The following is an 18,720-nucleotide window of genomic DNA, read 5'->3' as shown; positions in this document are numbered from 1 at the left end:
AGGAAGAACTAGCCTGCATGTTTTGGTTTCCTCAGCAGCAGCAGTAGAAACACCAGCGCGCCGAAGACGCCGAGGATCGCGCTGACCGGCAGCTCAAACGGCCAGACGATAAGGCGACCGATGATGTCGCAAAACAGCACCAGCGCGCCGCCGCACAGCGCCACCCACGGGATGGTTCGCCGCAGGTTATCCCCCATCGCCAGGCTGACAATATTGGGCACGATCAGCCCCAGAAACGGCAGCACGCCAATGACCACCACCACCACGCCGCTGATTGCCGAGATAATCACCATCCCGCTGAGCAGAATGCGCGGGTAGTTCAGACCGACATTTACCGAGAATTCGCGCCCCATGCCCGCAACGGTAAAGCGATCGGCAATCAGCATCGCCAGCAGCGTCAGCGCGCCGACCGTCCACAGCAGCTCATAGCGCCCCTGCAACACGCCGGAGAAGTCGCCCGACTCCCAGCCGCCCAGCGACTGAAGCAGCTCAAACTCCATCGCCAGAAAGGTGGTGACCGCGCTGAAAATGGCGCCGAGCATGATGCCGGTCAGCGGTACCATCAGCGGCGATTTGATCCTCATACGCTGCAACAGCGCCATAAACAGCGCCGTGCCGCCGAGGGCAAAGAGCACGGCGATGACCATTTTCAGCAGCACGGAAGCTCCGGGATTGACGATCATCACCAACAGCACGCCGAGGCTGGCTGACTGGGTGGTGCCGGCCAGCGAGGGTTCAACAAAGCGGTTTTGCGTCAGCATCTGCATGATCAGACCGGCGACGCTCATCGCGCTACCGGCCAGCAGCAGCGCCAGCGTTCGCGGCACGCGGCTGATTAGCAAGATATCGCGCATCTCTGCGTCGGTCAGGACACCGGGCCAGCTCATCTGTCCCGCGCCGACGAGCAGGCTCCATGCCATCAGCCCCAGCAACGTCGCCAGGCCAGCAAGTAAGGGAAAGCTTTTCATCAGGAAAATTACTGTGCTGCTTTGTCCAGAGCGGCGCTGACGGTATCCATCAGTCGGCTGTAGCTTTGCAGCCCCCCGGCGATGTAAAGCGAGGAGGAATCAAGATAGACTACGTGCTGATTTTTCCAGGCTTTGCTCTTGCGTATCAGTGGGTTATCCAAAACCTGCTGGGCAGATTGCCCCTCTTTACGTCCGATGGCGTTGTCCCGATCCAGCACAAACAGCCATTCAGGGTTGGATTGCAGAATAAATTCGGAGGAGACGACGTTGCCATGACGGCCCGTTTGCTTAAAGCTGGCGGCTGGCTTAAAGCCCAGCACGTCGTAGATGAAGCCGAAGCGGGAGCCTGGCGTGTAGGCCGCCATCTTGCCGCCGTTGATCATTATCACCAGTGCCGTGCCGGTATTGGCGGATTTAGCCTTGATATCGGCGATTTTCGCATTGAAGGCGGTCAGCAGCGTTTTCGCCTGCTGCTGTTTATCAAACAGGGCGGCGAGCTGTTCGATGCGCTGGGTCAGACTGGCGACAAAGTTTTGCGGGTCCACGTCCAGGGCCAGCGTCGGGGCGATCTCGCTCAGTTTGTCATAGGCATCGTGCGCGCGTCCGCCAGCCAGGATCACATCCGGCTTAGCGTTTACCAGCGCTTCATAATCAGGTTCGAACAGCGTTCCGGCATTCAGATAACCTTCACCCTGATACTTCGCGAGGAACGCGGGCAGATGGGCGCTGTTTTTCGGTGCGCCAGCCACCGGAATATCCAGCGCGTCGGCGTTATCCAGCGTTGCCGGGTTGAGAATAATCACCTTTTTCGGGTTGAGCGGCACCTGAGTGGTTCCCTGGGCGTGCTCAATACGCAGGGTGTTTTCTTGCTCCGTGGCTAAAACCGCCTGGCAGCTGCTGATAAGCAACCCTGTGGCGACCAGTGACGCGGCCAGCGCTGAACGTAGTTTCATTTTCTCTCCTGAAAGTGAAGGTGACAATTGTTTGAATGCTAATGATTCGTATTTCCAATTGTGTCAATCATACGCGATCGGGAGAAGGAATAAACGCGCTTTTTGTCGAGTGAAGGCGAGACTTACCGGCCTGCCCAATGAAAAAGCCAGCGTCCGCTGGCTTTTTCACGGGTGATAATGGCTTATCGCATGGTAACGAATTCTTCCGACCCGGTTGGGTGGATAGCCACGGTATTGTCGAAATCTTTCTTGGTTGCGCCCATTTTCAGCGCCACCGCAAAGCCCTGTAGCATTTCGTCCATGCCGTAGCCGATGCCGTGAATACCGACGATCTTCTCTTCTTTACCTACGCAAACCAGCTTCATCCGGCACGGCTGGCGGTGCTGGGTGACGGCGGTATACATAGCGGTAAACGCGGATTTATACACTTTCACCTGGTCGTCGCCGTATTGCTCACGCGCTTCCGGTTCGCTCAGGCCCACGGTACCGATTGGCGGGTGGCTGAAGACCACGGTTGGCACGTTGCTATAGTCGAGATGCTCTTCCGGCTTGTTGTTAAACAGACGTTCAGACAGGCGGCGGCCTGCGGCCACGGCCACTGGCGTCAGCTCGACGGCGCCGGTGTTATCGCCGACGGCGTAAATGCCGGGAACGCTGGTGTTCTGGTATTTATCAACGCTGATGTAGCCTTTTTCGTTCAGCTTCACGCCCGTTACGTCCAGATTCAGGTTGTCGGTCATTGGCTCACGGCCGATAGCCCACACCAGGCAGTCAACGGTTTGCTCTTTGCCATTTTCCAGCTGTAGCGTCAGGCTGCCGTCGGCATTTTTGATCACCGCTTTCGGGATGGATTCGGTATGCAGGGTCGGGCCTTCGGCGTTCATCACTTCCACCAGCGTATCGACAATCAGCGGGTCGAAGGTGCGCAGCGGCGCGTGCTTACGTACAAACAGGTGCGTCTCTGAACCCAGCGCGTTCACCACGCCAGCAATTTCAACGGCGATATAGCCCGCGCCCACCACGGCAGTGCGTTTTGGCAAGGCATCAAGCTCAAAGAAACCGTCAGAATCAATGCCGTATTCCGCACCCGGAATGGCCGGATGGCTTGGACGGCCGCCGGTAGCGATCAGGATATGGTCGGCGGTGATTTTTTCGCCGTTCACTTCTACGGTATGCGCATCAATGAAGCGCGCATAGCCTTTGATCACCTCTACGTTGTTTTTACCCAGCACGTTATCGTACGAGGTGTGAATGCGGTCAATATAGGCGCTGCGGTTTTTGACCAGCGTAGCCCAGTTGAAGCTGTTCACGGTGGTATCAAAGCCGTAATCCGGGCCGTACAGGTGAATCGCTTCGGCAATTTGCGCCGCGTGCCACATCACTTTCTTCGGGACGCAACCGACGTTTACGCAGGTGCCGCCCAGCTCTTTCGCTTCGATCAGCGCGCATTTCTGCCCGTACATGGCCGCACGGTTGATAGAAGCGATGCCGCCGCTGCCGCCGCCAATGGCAAGGTAGTCATAATGTCTGGTCATCGAATATTCTCTAAGTCAGTGAAATGATTTGGCGGTAGTGTAACGCCACTCGGTGAAATGCCGCAAAGTTTGCGTCTATGATTGTGATAGGGCTGGCGCGCAGTATTCGGCGATAATCTCAATTTACTGTGAATCAGCTCACTATTTTCGCTTATCAACTGGCAGAGGGAGGCCGGATGGAACTGCTATTTTTAGGGACCGGCGCGGGTACGCCAAGCCGCCAGCGGAACGTCACCAGCATCGCGCTGAATTTACAGGGTGTACGAGGCGGCTGCTGGCTGTTTGACTGCGGTGAAGGCACCCAGCATCAAATCATGCGCTCCCAGGTGAAAACCGGGAAAATCGATAAGATCTTTATCACCCATCTGCACGGCGATCATATTTTTGGCCTACCGGGGTTGCTGACCAGCCGCTCGATGAATGGTATCAGCGAAACTCTGACAGTTTACGGTCCTGCAGGCATTAAAGCTTTTATTGAGACGACGCTTAGCCTCAGCGGCTCCTGGTTAACTTTCCCGCTGGATGTGGTGGAAATTGAGGCTGGGGAACTGTTTAACGATGAGCATTTCCGCGTGACGGCATATCCGCTAACCCATCCGCTGGCGTGTTACGGCTATCGCATTGAAGAACACGATAAGCCGGGAGCGCTGGATGCTGCACGCCTGCTGGCCGACGGCATCAAGCCGGGCGCGCTGTTCCAGCGGCTTAAATCCGGGCAGACCGTGACGATGGAAAATGGTCGCGTGGTCAAGGGTAAAGACTATCTCGGACCGCCGACCAAAGGGCTGACGCTGGCGATTTTTGGCGACACCAGTCCGACGCCCGCGGCCAGCGAGCTGGCTGCCAATGCCGATATTATGGTGCATGAGGCTACGCTTGAGGCGGCGCTGGAGGAGAAAGCCAACGGTCGGGGGCACTCCTCAACGGTGCAGGCAGCCACGGCGGCCAAACAGGCGGGTGCGAAGCGGCTGATCGTCACGCACTTAAGCTCGCGATATCTGCGGGAGGATGGAGAGAGGCTGCTGGCGGAGTGCCGGGCGATTTTCCCAAATACCGAGATGGCTTATGACTTCTCGGTATTCAGGTTTTAGCGAGCGGCGGTGCTTATCCCGCCAGTGGACGGCCGTTATTCCGGCACAATCCAACTGACTTTGGTGTGACCCGTTCCGGCCGGAACCAGGTGTTTGAGCAGCCACGGCAGAACGTTGTTCATCTGCTGCTCCAGCTTCCACGGCGGGTTGATCACAATCATGCCGGAAGCGGTCATGCCAAAGCGATCGCTGTCCGGGCGCACGCCCAGCTCAATTTGCAGAATGCGGCGAATGCCGGAGGCTTCCAGCTCGTTGCAGATACGCTTAATCTGCTGGCGCAGCACCACCGGATACCACAGCGCAAAAACGCCGGTTCCGAAGCGCTTGTAGCCTTCCAGCAGACCCTTCACCACGGCCTGATAGTCAGACTTCATCTCATAGGGCGGATCGATCAGGATCAGACCCCGGCGTGACGGAGGCGGCAGCTTGGATTTCAGCTGCTGGAAACCGTCCGCGCGTTCGGTGCGGGCGCGGTCATCCTTCTGGAACTCATTGCGCAGCATCGGGTAATCGCTGGGGTGCAGCTCCGTCAGGCTGAGCTTATCGGTAGGTCGCAGCAGATGGCGCGCGATCAGCGGGGAGCCGGGATAATAGCGCAGTTTGCCGTTCTGGTTCAGCGCCTTAACGCAGGAGATATAGCTTTCCAGCTCTTCCGGCAAATCGTCCTGCTGCCAGATGCGGGCAATCCCTTCCAGATATTCCCCCGTGCGCTCAGCGTGCTCGCCGCTCAGCTGATAGCGCCCGGCGCCGGCATGGGTGTCCAGATAGAGGAAGGGTTTTTCCTTCTCATTCAGCGCAGTGATGATCAGGCTCTGAACGGTATGTTTGAGAACGTCGGCATGGTTGCCGGCATGAAAACTGTGGCGATAGCTGAGCATTTTGTATCCTGTTGAATTTATAAGGTTTTAATTGATGGCGATCAATTTATTACAATTATTACCTCACGGATTACCCACAGAACGACGCACAGCAACGGATGCAGGAAAAAGCATGAGAACCTTTAAGGCGAGGGATTATATCAGGGATGAAGAGCAGATGGGCTGAAAGCATAGGAACAAATCAGCGCTTTTGGTTGTTTTGCGCCCTTGCCGGGGCCATCCGTCAGCGTTACAGGTGAAAAATATAAGCGAGGCTTTTACCCTGATAGCAGGGAATATAAGTACCAATAATTTTCGAAATCTGTGATCTGCCCCGACTCAACTCCAGCTGACTATGATGTGAATCAAACTGACGTCCACCTTCTGCGCATTACAGTGAGTGATGTCTGTTTACGGAAATTATTACAAGGAGTTAACTATGGCTATTCCGGCATACCTCTGGCTTAAGGATGATGGCGGCGCTGATATCAAAGGTTCGGTGGACGTGCAGAATCGGGAGGGTAGCTACAATTGTGGAAATTAAGGGGTGTCGGATTAATTATTAAACTTACACTTTTGTTTATTTCAATGATAAGTTTTAACGGCATCGCTAATGTTAACGTGAACGATTGCACAGGTATTCATGGCGACGTTGGTATAGCCATGTCGCTTTCAATGAAAGAAGATTTTAATCTGGATAACTCCGCATTTATTGATGTCAATACAAGAATTAAAATAATAAGCGAGGAGCCTGTTACATTTGCATTAGCAAAAACCTATGGCTTGCAGGAAAAAAATCTCAGTGGCGAAAACAGTGAGGACCCGACAACTGTTGATGAATATGCAATGAGGTTCATGGCTAATAATGCTAAAAATGTCATTGCGGAATACACCTTTGAAAATAAAAACAAGCTACGTAATATTTTCCTGACATCCGCGTTCGTAAGCGATACTGACTGTATCGTAAGGTTTAACGGGTATATTATAGTTAAAAGAGAATTCTGATTTGAAAGTCACGGTAATAACATGTGCGGTCGTGATGGCTTTCTGATTCATGGTGATAACGGACGTGGCACGGCGTCAAATGGCTGCATTGTTGCCTCTTTGGATGTCAGGAAGAGAATAGCCGATAGCGGTGACAGGGAGTTACTCGTCAAATGAAAAGAAAACTTTTAATAGCATTATTTTTTCTGCTTAGCGCCTGTTCTTCTCATCAGGTCAGCACGTCAGAACAAACGCTCTATGAAAGAGTACAGACCGCAATACGTACCCACGAAACGAAATACTTGTCAGATTCCGAGTATGAGAAAATAGCAATCTATATGTCCGAAGGTAAAAGCCGCTGGATAGCACTTTATCCTGAGTTTCAGGATCGACCCTTTATTAGTATGACCTCTTTTCAGGAAGGTTTGAACATCTCAATGGCCTATGCCTTATCTGAAAACCCCGAAGAAACACTAAAGTTTATTGATAAAAATAACGTGGGTGAGATTTGCGGCGTGCCGTTCATCGAGCCAACAGAAGCTGAAATTGATTCATACTATTTGAAAACCCGCGCGGCTCTTATGGCTCAAGGTTTGCAGGGCCAGTGGCGAGAAAAGTGCTTATCCGTATTGAATACCACAATGCGAAAATCCCGTTTAACTGATTAAGCAATCATTGTTTCTACTTCCAGCAGGTGAAGTCCGCTAATAAATATCGTGGCGATAACTCAACCAGTCCAGAATCTGTCCAGTGGGAAGGAAGACTCGTGCCGCCCGAAGGCAGCACGTATTGGCGTTACCAAACAGCCCTGCGGACCGCTATCCAGGCAGGCGCTGCCACAGCGGGTAGGTGAAGAACATCAGGTGCAGCATATTGAAGGCAAAGTGTACCAGCGTGGAGACCCAAACCCGGCCGCTCCACAGCCACGCCAGGCCATAGATAATGCCCGCCAGCGCGGCAAAGAGCACCAGCAGCGGCCCTCCGGCGACATGCGCCAGGCCAAATATCACTGCGGCCACTCCCAGTCCCCAGATATTTCCCAGCTTTTGGCTCAGTCGCTGCTGCACATAGCCGCGGAACAGCGCCTCTTCGGCAAAGGAAACGAAGAACAGGTTTGCCAGCATAAACGCGCCCAGCCATTCGGGCTGATGCAGCTCCACGCGCAGGCCGCCAGCCAGCGTGGCAACCAGCAGCAAAAGCGGCATCGAAAGTATCAGCACCAGCCACCATAGCCTGTTTTTCGGCGCGACAGCCGGACGTTTCAGCAAGCCAGGCAGACAGGCAAGCAGCAGGAAGGGGATCAGGGCTTTATCGAAATTATAATAGAAGGTGAAGGGGGCACTCTCCGGCCCGGCCTTGACGCCGCTGACAATCTTCAGATTAGAGAAGCCCGGAATCAGGTGCAGCATCAGCGCTATCGCGCTCAGCACCAGGATCGCTTCGCCAGCCAGCGCGGGGAAGCCCGGCTGCCTGAGGCGCCCTCGCCAGACGGCAACCGCGCCTATCGCTACCAGCGCGGCTATCGCGGGCCATTGCAGCGTGTGGTCGAAGACTGCCAGTACCAGCGCAAGGGTCAGTAATCCCAGCGAGGCGCGCAGATGGAAGGGAAGTAATAACAGTGAGGCGGCATAGACATACCACATAACAACACTCCGTGTGGTTAACCATAAGATCGGGAGACGGCGAAAGTATGCGGACGGCAGCCGGAGCAGGCAACAGGAATCGTGCCGGGAATAGCTGAATATGCTGACGAAAATGATGCAGATCAAAGCCTGCACACCAGGCCTGAACCGAAGGGAAACTCAGCAAAGCCAGCCGTATACCGGGGTTTCTCCCGTCAACTTTCGTGACGTTTCCTCGTCGGCCAGCCATTGATTTTCACTACACTTAGCCTCATGTTAGCTTAATCGCGTTTTCAACCGCGCCTCATACATGACATGAACAAGGACTGCGCTATGACCAATCCGTTACTCTCCTCCTTTACGCTTCCTCCTTTCTCCGCCATTAAACCAGAACATGTCGTACCCGCCGTGACTAAGGCTCTGGCCGACTGCCGTGCTGCGGTGGAGAAAGTCGTCGCTCTCGGCGCGCCTTACACATGGGATAACCTGGTTCAGCCGCTGGCGGAAGTGGACGATCGTTTAGGACGCCTGTTTTCTCCGGTCAGCCACCTGAACTCTGTCAAAAATAGCCCGGAGCTGCGCGAGGCCTACGAGCAGACGCTGCCGCTGCTGTCCGAATACAGCACCTGGGTGGGACAGCATGAAGGCCTGTATCAGGCATACCGCAATCTGAAAGAGACCAGCTATGCAGGCCTGAGCGTACCGCAGAAGAAGGCTGTGGATAACGCGCTGCGTGATTTCGAACTGTCCGGGATTGGCCTGTCGAAAGAGAAGCAGAAGCGCTACGGCGAAATTGCCGCGCGTCTCTCGGAGCTGGGTTCCAAATACAGCAACAACGTGCTGGATGCCACCATGGGCTGGAGTAAGCTGATCGCCGATGAGCGCGAACTTTCTGGCCTGCCGGAAAGCGCGCTGGGTGCGGCCAAAGCGCAGGCCGAAGCTAAAGAGCAGGAAGGCTGGCTGTTAACGCTGGATATCCCCAGCTATCTGCCGGTGATGACCTACTGCGACAACCAGGCGCTGCGTGAAGAGATGTACCGCGCTTTCTCTACCCGTGCTTCTGACCAGGGGCCGAACGCGGGCAAGTGGGATAACAGCGAAGTGATGGCGGAAGAGCTGGCGCTGCGCCACGAGCTGGCTCAGCTGCTGGGCTTTGACTCCTACGCGGACAAATCGCTGGCGACCAAAATGGCGGAAAACCCGGCGCAGGTTACCGACTTCCTGACCGATCTGGCGAAACGCGCCCGGCCTCAGGCCGAAAGAGAGATCGAGCAGCTTCGGGCCTTTGCCAAAAAAGAGTACGGCGTTGATGAGCTGAACCCGTGGGATCTGACCTATTTTGGCGAAAAGCAAAAGCAGCATCTTTATTCGATCAGCGACGAGCAGCTGCGCCCCTATTTCCCGGAAGAGCGCGCGGTGAACGGCCTGTTTGAAGTGGTCAAACGTATTTATGGCATCACGGCTAAAGAGCGCAAGGACGTGGATGTTTACCACCCTGACGTGCGTTTCTTCGACCTGTTTGATGAGACTGGCGAGCTGCGCGGCAGCTTCTATCTCGACCTATACGCGCGCGAGCACAAGCGCGGCGGTGCGTGGATGGACGACTGCGTGGGCCAGATGCGGCGAGCTGACGGTTCGCTGCAAAAGCCGGTGGCCTACCTGACCTGTAACTTCAACCGTCCGCTTAAGGGCAAGCCTGCGCTGTTTACCCACGACGAAGTGACCACGCTGTTCCATGAATTTGGTCACGGCCTGCACCACATGCTGACGCGCATCGAAACTCCGGGCGTGGCTGGCATCAGCGGCGTGCCGTGGGATGCGGTCGAGCTGCCAAGCCAGTTTATGGAGAACTGGTGCTGGGAGCCGGACGCGCTGGCCTTTATCTCCGGCCACTATGAAACCGGCGAGCCGCTGCCGCAGGCGCTGTTGGATAAAATGCTGGCGGCGAAAAACTACCAGGCGGCGCTGTTTATCCTGCGTCAGCTGGAATTCGGCCTGTTCGACTTCCGCCTACATGCCGAGTTTGACCCGGCAAAAGGCGCGCAGATCCTCGAGATGCTGAAAGAGATCAAACAGCTGGTCGCCGTGGTGCCAAGCCCTGCCTGGGGCCGCTTCCCACACGCTTTCAGCCATATCTTTGCCGGAGGCTATGCTGCGGGATACTACAGCTATCTGTGGGCCGATGTGCTGGCGGCAGATGCTTACTCACGCTTTGAAGAAGAGGGTATTTTCAATCGTGAAACGGGCCAGTCTTTCCTGGATAATATCCTGACGCGCGGTGGTTCTGAGGAGCCGATGGCGCTGTTCAAGCGCTTTCGTGGCCGCGAGCCGCAGCTGGATGCCATGCTGGAACACTACGGTATTCAGGAATAGTTTTAACGTGAAGATCTGTTTAGTTGATCAATCAGGCGCCGGAGACGGCGCCTTATCTGTTTTAGCCGCTCGCTGGCAGTTGCAGCATGATGAACACGCGCCGATGGCGCTGGTGATGACCGCCACGCACCTGGAGCTACGCAAGCTGGATGAGCCGAAGCTTGGCGGGATTTTTGTTGATTTCGTTGAGGGGGCGATGGCTCACCGTCGCCGTTTTGGCGGAGGCCGGGGTGAAGCGGTAGCCAAAGCCGTAGGGATTAAGAGCGGCTATCTGCCTGCGGTGGTTGACGCCACGGCGGGGCTGGGGCGCGATGCTTTTGTGCTGGCTTCGATTGGCTGCCGCGTGCAGATGCTGGAGCGTCATCCGGTGGTCGCTGCATTGCTGGATGACGGACTGCGACGCGGCTATGAGAATGCTGAGATTGGCGGCTGGCTGCGCGAGCGTCTGACGTTGATCCACGCTTCCAGCCTGGACGCGCTGGCGGAGATGGCGGAGAAACCCGACGTGGTTTATCTCGACCCGATGTTTCCCCACCGGCAGAAAAGCGCGCTGGTGAAGAAAGAGATGCGGGTGTTTCAAACGCTGGTGGGAGCCGACGACGATGCGGACGGGCTGCTGGCCCCGGCAAGGCGGCTGGCGAAAAAGCGCGTGGTGGTGAAGCGGCCTGACTATGCGCCGCCGCTGGCTGGCGTAGCAACGCAGTCGGCAGTGGTGACCAAAAGCCACCGTTTTGATATCTACCCGCCGCTGACCAGCGACTAACCATGGTCTCTGTCGCAAGGGGCAGGGCGGAATCCTGTTCCGCCCCGGCCTGACGCTATGACTCTTCGTCTTCGTCGCGCAGCGGTACGATCAGCATATCGATATGTACGGTGTTGATCAGCTGGCGAGCCGAGGACATCAGCTTGCTCCAGAAGTCCTGATGGTGACCGCAAACCACCAGATCGACGTCATATTTTCTGATCGCGTCGACCAGCACCTGGCCCAGATCGCCGCTGCCGCTGAGGGTTTCGGAAATCGGGTAGCCTGCGCTGTTGGAGAGGTCGGTCAGGGCAGTATGGGTTTCTTCAGAGATACGCTTTTGCATATCGCCAAGGTTCACGTCAATCAGCCCGGTATAGAGATCGGAATAGTTTACGTCGACGTGGATCAGCGACACTTTGGCATCGTAAGGACGCGCCATCGACACCGCTTTGGCGACCAGCAGCTTACTTTCCGGGGAAAGGTCGACTGCAATCAGAATGTGTTTATAAGACATAACGATACTCCTTTCTTTCGTTGCGGAGGGTTATCCGCCGACAAAGTTGTCTTTTTGCATCATAACACATTGAAATCCGTTGCTAATGTTTAATGCGTTGAGGTTTAGTACCGCGCCTTGGGTGAGTAAATACCCCGACGCCGCTATTATTCTCGCTGTTATTATAGCCCGAATGATTAGCGGAAGGGCGTGTTGGCCGCGCCCTTTGCGAGCGGGATCAAAATGAATTTTTCTCTCTTTCTTGCGGTTGTGTAAAACATCGCTGGAAAAGATTTAAGCAGATCTCCTACACTGATATTAACGACATGTTATGCGCTAATGACGGTCGCTCTGCGGATACAATTACAATTCTGTCTGGTTCAATGAGGTGATTGGCAAATCATTGTGGGGCCTGTCCGGCGTTCCCCGCTGAATACGCTCTTTGATGTATTGCCGGGAGGGGATCATGATCAGCACCATCGCGCTTTTTTGGGCTCTTTGTGTGGTATGTGTGGTGAATATGGCGCGCTATTTTTCCTCTTTGCGTGCGTTATTAGTGGTGCTTCGTGGGTGTGACCCTTTACTTTATCAATACGTAGATGGCGCAGGCTTCTTTACCTCGCACGGGCAGCCGAGCAAGCAGGTCAGGCTGGTGCGCTATATCTGGTCACAGCGCTATCGTGACCATCATGATGATGAGTTTATTCGCCGCTGCGAACGGGTTCGGGGGCAATTTATCCTGAGCAGTCTGCTGTGTGGTCTGGTGGTGGTTAGTCTGGTCGGGCTGCTCATCTGGCACTGAGAGCCGCGCCGACAGCAGAAAACAAAAAGGGCGGAAAGGTTATTGACCTTTCCGCCCTTTTGCCTGGAAGCGGTGATTAAGCCACGAACTTCAACGCCAGCCAGTACAGCACACCCGATAATATTATCGAGATCGGCAGGGTTAATACCCACGCCAGCAGGATATTTTTGATGGTGCGACTCTGTACGCCGCCGCCGTCAACCAGCATCGTACCGGCGACGGAAGAGGAGAGCACATGGGTTGTCGACACAGGCATCCCGGTATAGCTCGCCACGCCAATAGACACGGCGGCCGTCATCTGCGCCGACATGCCCTGAGCATAGGTCATGCCTTTTTTACCGATCTTCTCGCCGATGGTGGTCGCGACGCGACGCCATCCCACCATTGTACCCATCGAAAGTGCAAAGGCCACCGCGACGATAATCCAGAGCGGCGCATACTCCACGGTATTCAGCAGATCGCCTTTCAGCTTGCCGAGCAGGCGCTGGTCGTCGCTGCTGACGTTCGGCATTTTAGCGGCTTTATCGGCCGTATCGGAGATGCACATCAGCAAACGGCGAAGGTGCGAGCGCTGTTCGACGTTCAGCTTATCGTAGCTTTGCAGGTTGTTCAGCAGGCTCTGGGCATGTTGAATTGCTGACAGCGCGCGCTCGGCGTTGCAGTGAAACTCTTGCGGCGTACCGGGGTTTTCTTCCGGCGTCGGCACGGCTGGCGGCGCCATCTGCACGATGTGCGTTAGCGTGTCAGCGTGCTGCTGATAGTACTGCTCCAGATTGTTCACCGCATCACGGGTACGGGTGATGTCATAACCGGACGAGTTCATGTTTACCACAAACCCGGCTGGGGCAACGCCAATCAGCACCAGCATAATCAGGCCGATGCCTTTCTGGCCGTCGTTCGCGCCGTGCGAGTAGCTCACGCCGATAGCCGAAACAATCAGGGCGATACGGGTCCAGAACGGCGGTTTCTTTTTACCATCGATCTTTTCGCGTTCCGCTGGCGTCATATGAATACGCAGACGCTTTTTGCTTCCGCTCCAGTAGCGACGCAGAATAAACACCAGCCCGCCAGCCAGCACGAGGCCAACAATCGGTGAAATCACCAGCGACAGGAAAATGCCGATCATTTTAGGGATATTCAGCGCGTCCACTACCGAGGTGCCGGTGACCAGTGCGTTGGTCAGGCCGATGCCGATAATGGCGCCGATAAGCGTGTGCGAGCTGGAGGCCGGCAGACCGAAATACCAGGTGCCGAGATTCCAGATAATCGCGGCCAGTAGCATTGAGAAGACCATGGCGAGGCCATGAGCCGATCCAACGTTAAGCAGCAGGTCGGTGGGAAGAAGATGAACGATAGCGTAAGCCACGCTTAATCCGCCCAGCAGCACGCCAAAGAAGTTGAACACCCCGGCCATTGCTACCGCCAGCTGCGATCGCATAGCGCGGGTATAAATCACAGTCGCCACCGCATTGGCCGTATCGTGGAAACCGTTAATGGCTTCGTAGAACAACACAAACAGCAGCGCGAGGACCAGTAACAGGCCAGTATGGAAATCGAGCCCAGCGAACAGATGTAACATAAACGTTAAGCCATTTTGGAGGACATGAACGCGGCGCATTATCAGCGAGAAACCGCGGCTGGGGAAAGGGAAATATAGCCTTTTTTGACATAAATGTGTCAAAAAGGCGAAATCACTGATTTGATCTTGTTGAAAATCATCCGGTTACAAAATGTTTCCCGGATGACATTTTTGTTACTCTGGCATCCTCCGCCCCTTGTCACTACAATCAGCGTTTTTTTCAGCAGCCCGGAGCGAGTCGTGGAAAAGTTTGACGTTATTATCATTGGCGCCGGTGCGGCTGGCCTGTTCTGCGCCGCCCAGGCGGGGCAGCGCGGCAAGCGTGTCCTGCTGCTGGATAACGGCAAAAAAGCGGGCCGCAAAATTCTTATGTCCGGCGGCGGACGCTGCAATTTCACCAACCTCCATACCGAACCGGCAGCCTATCTGTCGCAGAACCCCCACTTTTGTAAATCCGCGCTGGCGCGTTACACCCAGTGGGATTTTATCGATCTGGTCAATCGTCACGGCATCGCCTGGCACGAGAAAACGCTGGGCCAGCTGTTTTGCGACGACTCGGCGCAGCAGATTGTCGACCTGCTGCTGAAAGAGTGCGAGATCGGGAAGGTGACGCTACGCCTGAGAAGCGAGGTGCTGAGCGTAAGCCGGGACGAGGCGGGCTACACGCTGGAGCTGAACGGCAGCGTCGCGCAGGCGGAGAAACTGGTTATCGCCTCCGGCGGGCTTTCTATGCCGGGACTGGGCGCCACCCCCTTTGGCTATAAAATTGCCGGGCAGTTTGGGCTGACGGTGTTTCCGACCCGCGCCGGACTGGTGCCCTTTACGCTGCATAAGCCGCTGCTGGAACAGCTTAAGACGCTCTCCGGCGTGGCGGTGCCCTCGCTGATGAGCGCCGAAGATGGCACGATCTTCAAAGAAGCGCTGCTTTTTACCCATCGCGGTCTGTCCGGCCCGGCGGTGCTGCAACTTTCCAGCTACTGGCAGCCGGGTGAATTCGTCACTATTAACCTGTCGCCGGAGCGCGACCTCGGCGACTTTATTAATCAAGAGCGCAAGGCGCACCCGAATCAGAGCCTGAAAAATACGCTGGCAAAAGTGCTGCCCCGCCGCCTGGTGGAGTGCCTGCAACTGCTGAGCAGCGTGCCGGAATGCACCCTGAAACAGCTGAACAGCCGCCAGCAGGGCGAGTTGGTTGAGGCGTTACACCGCTGGCGCGTTCAGCCAAACGGCACTGAAGGCTACCGCACGGCAGAAGTCACGCTGGGCGGCGTGGATACCAGCGTGCTCTCCTCTAAAACGATGGAGGCGCGCGATGTCCCCGGCCTGTATTTCATCGGCGAAGTGGTGGACGTGACCGGCTGGCTCGGCGGCTACAATTTCCAATGGGCCTGGAGCTCCGCCTGGGCTTGCGCTCAGGCCCTGTGAGGAACTGAGCGGCCGGATTACGCTGGCGCAACCAGGGCATTGACGAAGCGACGGGTGATTTGCTGCGGGCGGGTAATCGCTCCGCCAACCACTACCGCATGAGCGCCTGACGACAGGCAATGCGCGGCCATCTCTGGCGTTGCCACATTCCCCTCGGCAATCACCGGCACGCTGACGGCCGCAATAACCTCATGCAGGAATTGGTAATCATCGTCCGCAAGGCTTTTGCCCGTGGTCTCGCGGGTATAGCCATGCAGCGTGGTGCCTACACAGTCAAAGCCCAGCGAGGCGGCATGGCGCGCTTCCTCAACGGTCGCAATATCGGCCATCAGTAACAAATCCGGATAACGCTCGCGTATCGCGGCAACCAGTTCCGGCAGCTGGCGTTCGCCAGGGCGGGTATGACCTGTCGCGTCCATAGCAATCATCTGCGGATGCGCCGCCATCAACTCATCGACTTCCTGAAGCGTGGCGGTGATAAAGACATCGCTACCGGGATAGTCGCGTTTAAGAATGGCGATAACCGGCAGATCCACCGTATCCATAATCTTCTGAACATCAGCCAGACTGTTCGCTCGTATAGCCGCCGCGCCGCCTTCCATCGCGGCCACGGCCATGCGCGACATAATATAAGCGCTGTGCAGCGGCTCGTTTTCCAGGGCCTGGCAGGAAACGATCAGCTTCCCCTTAATTTGTTGCAACATGGGGGCTTTCATAGCGTAAGTAACTCCTCAACTTCGTTTTTAATAATGGTGACGTGGGGACCGTAAATGACCTGCACGCCATTACCGCGCCTGACAACGGCGCGTGCGCCGGTTGCTTTCAGCGCGGCTTCATCAATTTTGTTGCCATCAACCAGCGTAATGCGCAGACGCGTGGCGCAGCAGTCCAGCTCCGCGATGTTCTCTTTACCGCCCAGCGCGGTAATCACCTGCCGTGGGCGCTCTGTGACCTGAACCTGCTCGCTTTCAACCGCGGCATCTTCACGCCCCGGCGTTTTAAAATTGAAGTGGTTGATGGCGATACGGAAGGTGAAGTAGTAGAGGAAGAACCAGGGAATACCGACCATGGGCACGTACATCCAGTGGGTTTTCGCCTCGCCCTGCAGCACGCCAAACAGAATGAAATCGATCAGCCCGCCCGAAAAAGTCTGGCCTATGGTGATATGCAGTATATGCGCAATCATAAACGCCAGGCCGTCGAACAGGGCGTGTATCACATACAGTACCGGCGCAATGAACAGGAACGAGAACTCAATGGGCTCGGTGATACCGGTCAGGAACGATGTCAGGGCGGCAGAAAGCAGCAGCCCGGCCACGCGCTTACGGTTCTCCGGCCTGGCGGTGTGATACATCGCAAGGCAGGCGCCCATCAGGCCAAACATCATGGTGATGAAACGCCCGGACATAAAGCGCGAGGTGCCGACGTAAAATTCCCTGGTGTTGGGATCGGCAAGCTGGGCGAAGAAAATGCGCTGCGTTCCTTCCACCAGCTGACCGTTAACCATTTCGGAGCCGCCCAGCGCCGTTGTCCAGAAGGGCAAATAGAAAATATGGTGCAGACCAAACGGCCCCAACATGCGCAAGACGAAGCCGTAGATAAAGGTACCAAAGTACCCTGTGGCATCCACCAGCCCACCCAGGCCGAAAATCAGCTTCTGGCAATGCGGCCAGACTACGGTCATGACGGCACCCACCAGGATGGCGACAAGGGAGCTGATAATCGGCACAAAGCGCGAACCGCCAAAGAACCCAAGAAACTGCGGCAGGGCAATTTTGTTATAGCGGTTGTGCAGCAGCGAGGTAACGATACCGATTACTACGCCGCCAAACACGCCCGTTTCGAGCGTCTGGATACCAAGCGCCATTCCCTGACCTACAGCGCCAGCGTCTGTCGCCGCCAGCACGCCGGTCAGTTTCAACAGCGCATTGATCGTGGCATTCATCACCAGGTAAGCGAGCAGAGACGCCAGACCCGCGGTGCCTTTATCGCCTTTCGCCAGTCCTACCGCGACGCCGACGGCGAACAAGACCGCCAGGTTGGCGAAGACCACTGACCCTGCGCTGGCCATGATGGTGAACACGCCCTGCAACCAGGCAATATCCAGGAAAGGGTAAGCCTTGATGGTGTTCGGATTCGACAACGCCCCGCCGATACCCAGCAATAACCCTGCAGCAGGTAGTACGGCAATCGGCAACATGAAAGATTTTCCAAAGCGCTGCGCTTTTTCGAACCAGGCCCCGGAAGCAGCCCCACTGAAGAGTGACATAAATTTTTACCCCGACGCGTTGTTGTGGTGATAATTATCACCACAATATATTTGGTCAGGTGAAAATTTCCACCATTATCGTTATAGCTTTCACTTATGATCGAATCTGCTGGCGCAATCGGGGGGCTTTACCCCAAACTAGACAGGGTCGACATCGGGAATACGGGTAAGTCAGATGATGGAAAATGAGAATATATTGCTGCATTTGCGACAGGGCCTGCCGGGCTACAGCCCGACGTTGCAAAAGCTGGGGGACTTTATCGTCACTGATCCTCATAAAGTGCTGTATCTGACTATCACTGAACTGGCGAAAGAGAGTGAGACCAGCGAAGCGAGCGTGACCCGTCTGTGCCGGAATCTCAGGTGTAAGGGGTATACCGAGTTCAAGATGGCTCTGGCGCTGGACATTCAGCAAAACCAGGTGGATATGCCTGCTGGCGGCGACAGTATTGATGCGCTGGTCGAAGAGTCCGTCCAGGCGCTGAGGGATACCGGAAAATTCATCAACCGTGAGGTACTGAAGCAGGCCGGGCTTGCCCTGCATCAGGCGGCATCGATACAGATTTACGGCGTGGCGGCCAGCGCCATTACCGGCGATTACCTCCACTACAGGCTACTTCGCCTGGGTAAATCTGCCCTGCTGTTTAATGATATGCACCGGGCGGCGATGAATGCCTCGACGGTGAAAGAGGGCGATCTGGTGATTGCCATCTCCAGCTCAGGGTCGACCAAAGATCTGATGCATGTGGTGAAGCTGGCTAAAAAGCAAAAGGCGCGAGTGCTGATGCTAAGTAATACGCTTAGCAGTCCGCTGGGGAAACTGGCTGATATGCTGTTGGTCGCCGCCAGGCCGGAAGGACCGCTTAGCGCTGGTATACTCAGCGCCAAGGTCGGCGCCATGCTGCTGGTTGAGGTACTTATCCGGGAGCTTACCGCGCACAGCAGTCTGTACACCACCTCAAGCCAGCTAACGGCCAGCGCAACCTTACCCATGCTGATCTGACCAGCCTCTGCCTGGATTTCA

At 55.8% G+C, this 18,720-nt stretch carries 19 protein-coding genes and 1 pseudogene; 11 read left to right on the top strand and 9 right to left on the bottom strand.

Features of this window, described 5'->3' with window-relative positions; all coding sequences use genetic code 11:
- Positions 1-8: 8 nt before the first annotated feature.
- The 3 genes from NG99_RS05040 to gorA all read right to left on the bottom strand — a co-directional run bounded on the left by NG99_RS05040 (position 9) and on the right by gorA (position 3,456).
- Positions 9-968: an ABC transporter permease gene (locus NG99_RS05040; protein WP_034889042.1), complete on the bottom strand. Its 960-nt coding sequence runs from the start codon at positions 966-968 to the stop codon at positions 9-11.
- 8 nt (positions 969-976) lie between these two features.
- Positions 977-1,921, bottom strand: a complete 945-nt coding sequence (locus NG99_RS05035) for a siderophore ABC transporter substrate-binding protein (RefSeq protein ID WP_034889040.1) — start codon at positions 1,919-1,921, stop codon at positions 977-979.
- 182 nt (positions 1,922-2,103) lie between these two features.
- Positions 2,104-3,456: a glutathione-disulfide reductase gene (gene gorA / locus NG99_RS05030; RefSeq protein ID WP_034889038.1), complete on the bottom strand. Its 1,353-nt coding sequence runs from the start codon at positions 3,454-3,456 to the stop codon at positions 2,104-2,106.
- Between the two features lie 176 nt (positions 3,457-3,632).
- Between gorA and rnz the strand changes: the two genes are divergently transcribed.
- The gene (gene rnz / locus NG99_RS05025) at positions 3,633-4,547 is read left to right on the top strand and encodes a ribonuclease Z (RefSeq protein ID WP_034889036.1); all 915 of its coding nucleotides are present in this window, start codon (positions 3,633-3,635) and stop codon (positions 4,545-4,547) included.
- Between the two features lie 35 nt (positions 4,548-4,582).
- Here rnz and NG99_RS05020 read toward each other — a convergent pair whose 3' ends face one another.
- Complete coding sequence (locus NG99_RS05020; RefSeq protein WP_034889034.1) at positions 4,583-5,425, bottom strand: 23S rRNA (adenine(2030)-N(6))-methyltransferase RlmJ; 843 nt, start codon at positions 5,423-5,425, stop codon at positions 4,583-4,585.
- A 418-nt stretch (positions 5,426-5,843) separates the two neighbouring features.
- Here NG99_RS05020 and NG99_RS28025 point away from each other — a divergent pair.
- The 4 genes and pseudogenes from NG99_RS28025 to NG99_RS28800 all read left to right on the top strand — a co-directional run.
- A pseudogene (locus NG99_RS28025) lies at positions 5,844-5,930 on the top strand (type VI secretion system tube protein Hcp); the annotation flags it as partial.
- Between the two features lie 5 nt (positions 5,931-5,935).
- Entirely contained in the window at positions 5,936-6,409 is a 474-nt protein-coding gene (locus NG99_RS05015; RefSeq protein WP_157032558.1) for a hypothetical protein, read from the top strand.
- 21 nt (positions 6,410-6,430) lie between these two features.
- Positions 6,431-6,565, top strand: coding sequence for a DUF2778 domain-containing protein (locus NG99_RS30265; protein WP_084110420.1), 135 nt, complete (start codon positions 6,431-6,433; stop codon positions 6,563-6,565).
- Positions 6,562-7,056: a hypothetical protein gene (locus NG99_RS28800; RefSeq protein WP_052130560.1), complete on the top strand. Its 495-nt coding sequence runs from the start codon at positions 6,562-6,564 to the stop codon at positions 7,054-7,056. The genes NG99_RS30265 and NG99_RS28800 overlap by 4 nt, the downstream gene beginning before the upstream one ends.
- A 150-nt stretch (positions 7,057-7,206) precedes the next feature.
- Here the strand turns inward: NG99_RS28800 and NG99_RS05005 are convergent, their stop codons facing one another.
- Positions 7,207-8,031 carry a CPBP family intramembrane glutamic endopeptidase gene (locus tag NG99_RS05005; protein WP_034889030.1) on the bottom strand — a complete coding sequence of 275 codons (825 nt, stop codon included), beginning with the start codon at positions 8,029-8,031 and terminating at the stop codon, positions 7,207-7,209.
- Positions 8,032-8,131: 100 nt separating this feature from the next.
- Between NG99_RS05005 and NG99_RS30190 the strand changes: the two genes are divergently transcribed.
- The 3 genes from NG99_RS30190 (at position 8,132) to rsmJ (ending at position 11,146) form a co-directional block, all read left to right on the top strand.
- Positions 8,132-8,263 (top strand): hypothetical protein, encoded by a 132-nt coding sequence (locus NG99_RS30190; RefSeq protein WP_269745665.1) that lies wholly within the window; start codon positions 8,132-8,134, stop codon positions 8,261-8,263.
- Between the two features lie 80 nt (positions 8,264-8,343).
- On the top strand, positions 8,344-10,383 hold the full coding sequence (gene prlC, locus NG99_RS05000) for an oligopeptidase A (protein ID WP_034889028.1): 2,040 nt from the start codon (positions 8,344-8,346) through the stop codon (positions 10,381-10,383).
- Positions 10,384-10,390: 7 nt separating this feature from the next.
- On the top strand, positions 10,391-11,146 hold the full coding sequence (gene rsmJ, locus NG99_RS04995) for a 16S rRNA (guanine(1516)-N(2))-methyltransferase RsmJ (protein ID WP_269745664.1): 756 nt from the start codon (positions 10,391-10,393) through the stop codon (positions 11,144-11,146).
- Positions 11,147-11,201: 55 nt separating this feature from the next.
- On the opposite strand, the gene uspA is transcribed toward rsmJ, so the two are convergent.
- Positions 11,202-11,642: a universal stress protein UspA gene (uspA, locus tag NG99_RS04990; RefSeq protein ID WP_034889027.1), complete on the bottom strand. Its 441-nt coding sequence runs from the start codon at positions 11,640-11,642 to the stop codon at positions 11,202-11,204.
- A gap of 445 nt (positions 11,643-12,087) precedes the next feature.
- Between uspA and uspB the strand changes: the two genes are divergently transcribed.
- Positions 12,088-12,423, top strand: coding sequence for a universal stress protein UspB (gene uspB, locus NG99_RS04985; RefSeq protein ID WP_034889025.1), 336 nt, complete (start codon positions 12,088-12,090; stop codon positions 12,421-12,423).
- Between the two features lie 76 nt (positions 12,424-12,499).
- On the opposite strand, the gene pitA is transcribed toward uspB, so the two are convergent.
- Positions 12,500-14,002, bottom strand: coding sequence for an inorganic phosphate transporter PitA (pitA, locus tag NG99_RS04980; RefSeq protein ID WP_157032557.1), 1,503 nt, complete (start codon positions 14,000-14,002; stop codon positions 12,500-12,502).
- A gap of 240 nt (positions 14,003-14,242) precedes the next feature.
- On the opposite strand from pitA, the gene NG99_RS04975 reads away from it, so the two are divergent.
- Positions 14,243-15,427, top strand: coding sequence for a BaiN/RdsA family NAD(P)/FAD-dependent oxidoreductase (locus NG99_RS04975; protein ID WP_034889021.1), 1,185 nt, complete (start codon positions 14,243-14,245; stop codon positions 15,425-15,427).
- A 17-nt stretch (positions 15,428-15,444) separates the two neighbouring features.
- Here the strand turns inward: NG99_RS04975 and NG99_RS04970 are convergent, their stop codons facing one another.
- Both NG99_RS04970 and NG99_RS04965 read right to left on the bottom strand, forming a co-directional pair.
- Positions 15,445-16,143: an N-acetylmannosamine-6-phosphate 2-epimerase gene (locus tag NG99_RS04970; protein WP_034889019.1), complete on the bottom strand. Its 699-nt coding sequence runs from the start codon at positions 16,141-16,143 to the stop codon at positions 15,445-15,447.
- Positions 16,140-17,696: a maltose/glucose-specific PTS transporter subunit IIC gene (locus NG99_RS04965; protein WP_034889017.1), complete on the bottom strand. Its 1,557-nt coding sequence runs from the start codon at positions 17,694-17,696 to the stop codon at positions 16,140-16,142. Before NG99_RS04965 ends, NG99_RS04970 begins: the two co-directional genes overlap by 4 nt.
- Before the next feature lie 175 nt (positions 17,697-17,871).
- Here NG99_RS04965 and NG99_RS04960 point away from each other — a divergent pair, with 175 nt between their 5' ends.
- Positions 17,872-18,699: a MurR/RpiR family transcriptional regulator gene (locus NG99_RS04960; protein ID WP_034889015.1), complete on the top strand. Its 828-nt coding sequence runs from the start codon at positions 17,872-17,874 to the stop codon at positions 18,697-18,699.
- The last annotated feature ends 21 nt before the right edge of the window (positions 18,700-18,720 follow it).

Source organism: Erwinia typographi (assembly GCF_000773975.1).
Classification (GTDB): domain Bacteria; phylum Pseudomonadota; class Gammaproteobacteria; order Enterobacterales; family Enterobacteriaceae; genus Erwinia; species Erwinia typographi.
Note: the sequence above shows the minus strand (reverse complement) of the source record. Positions and strands in the feature narration are given on the sequence as shown.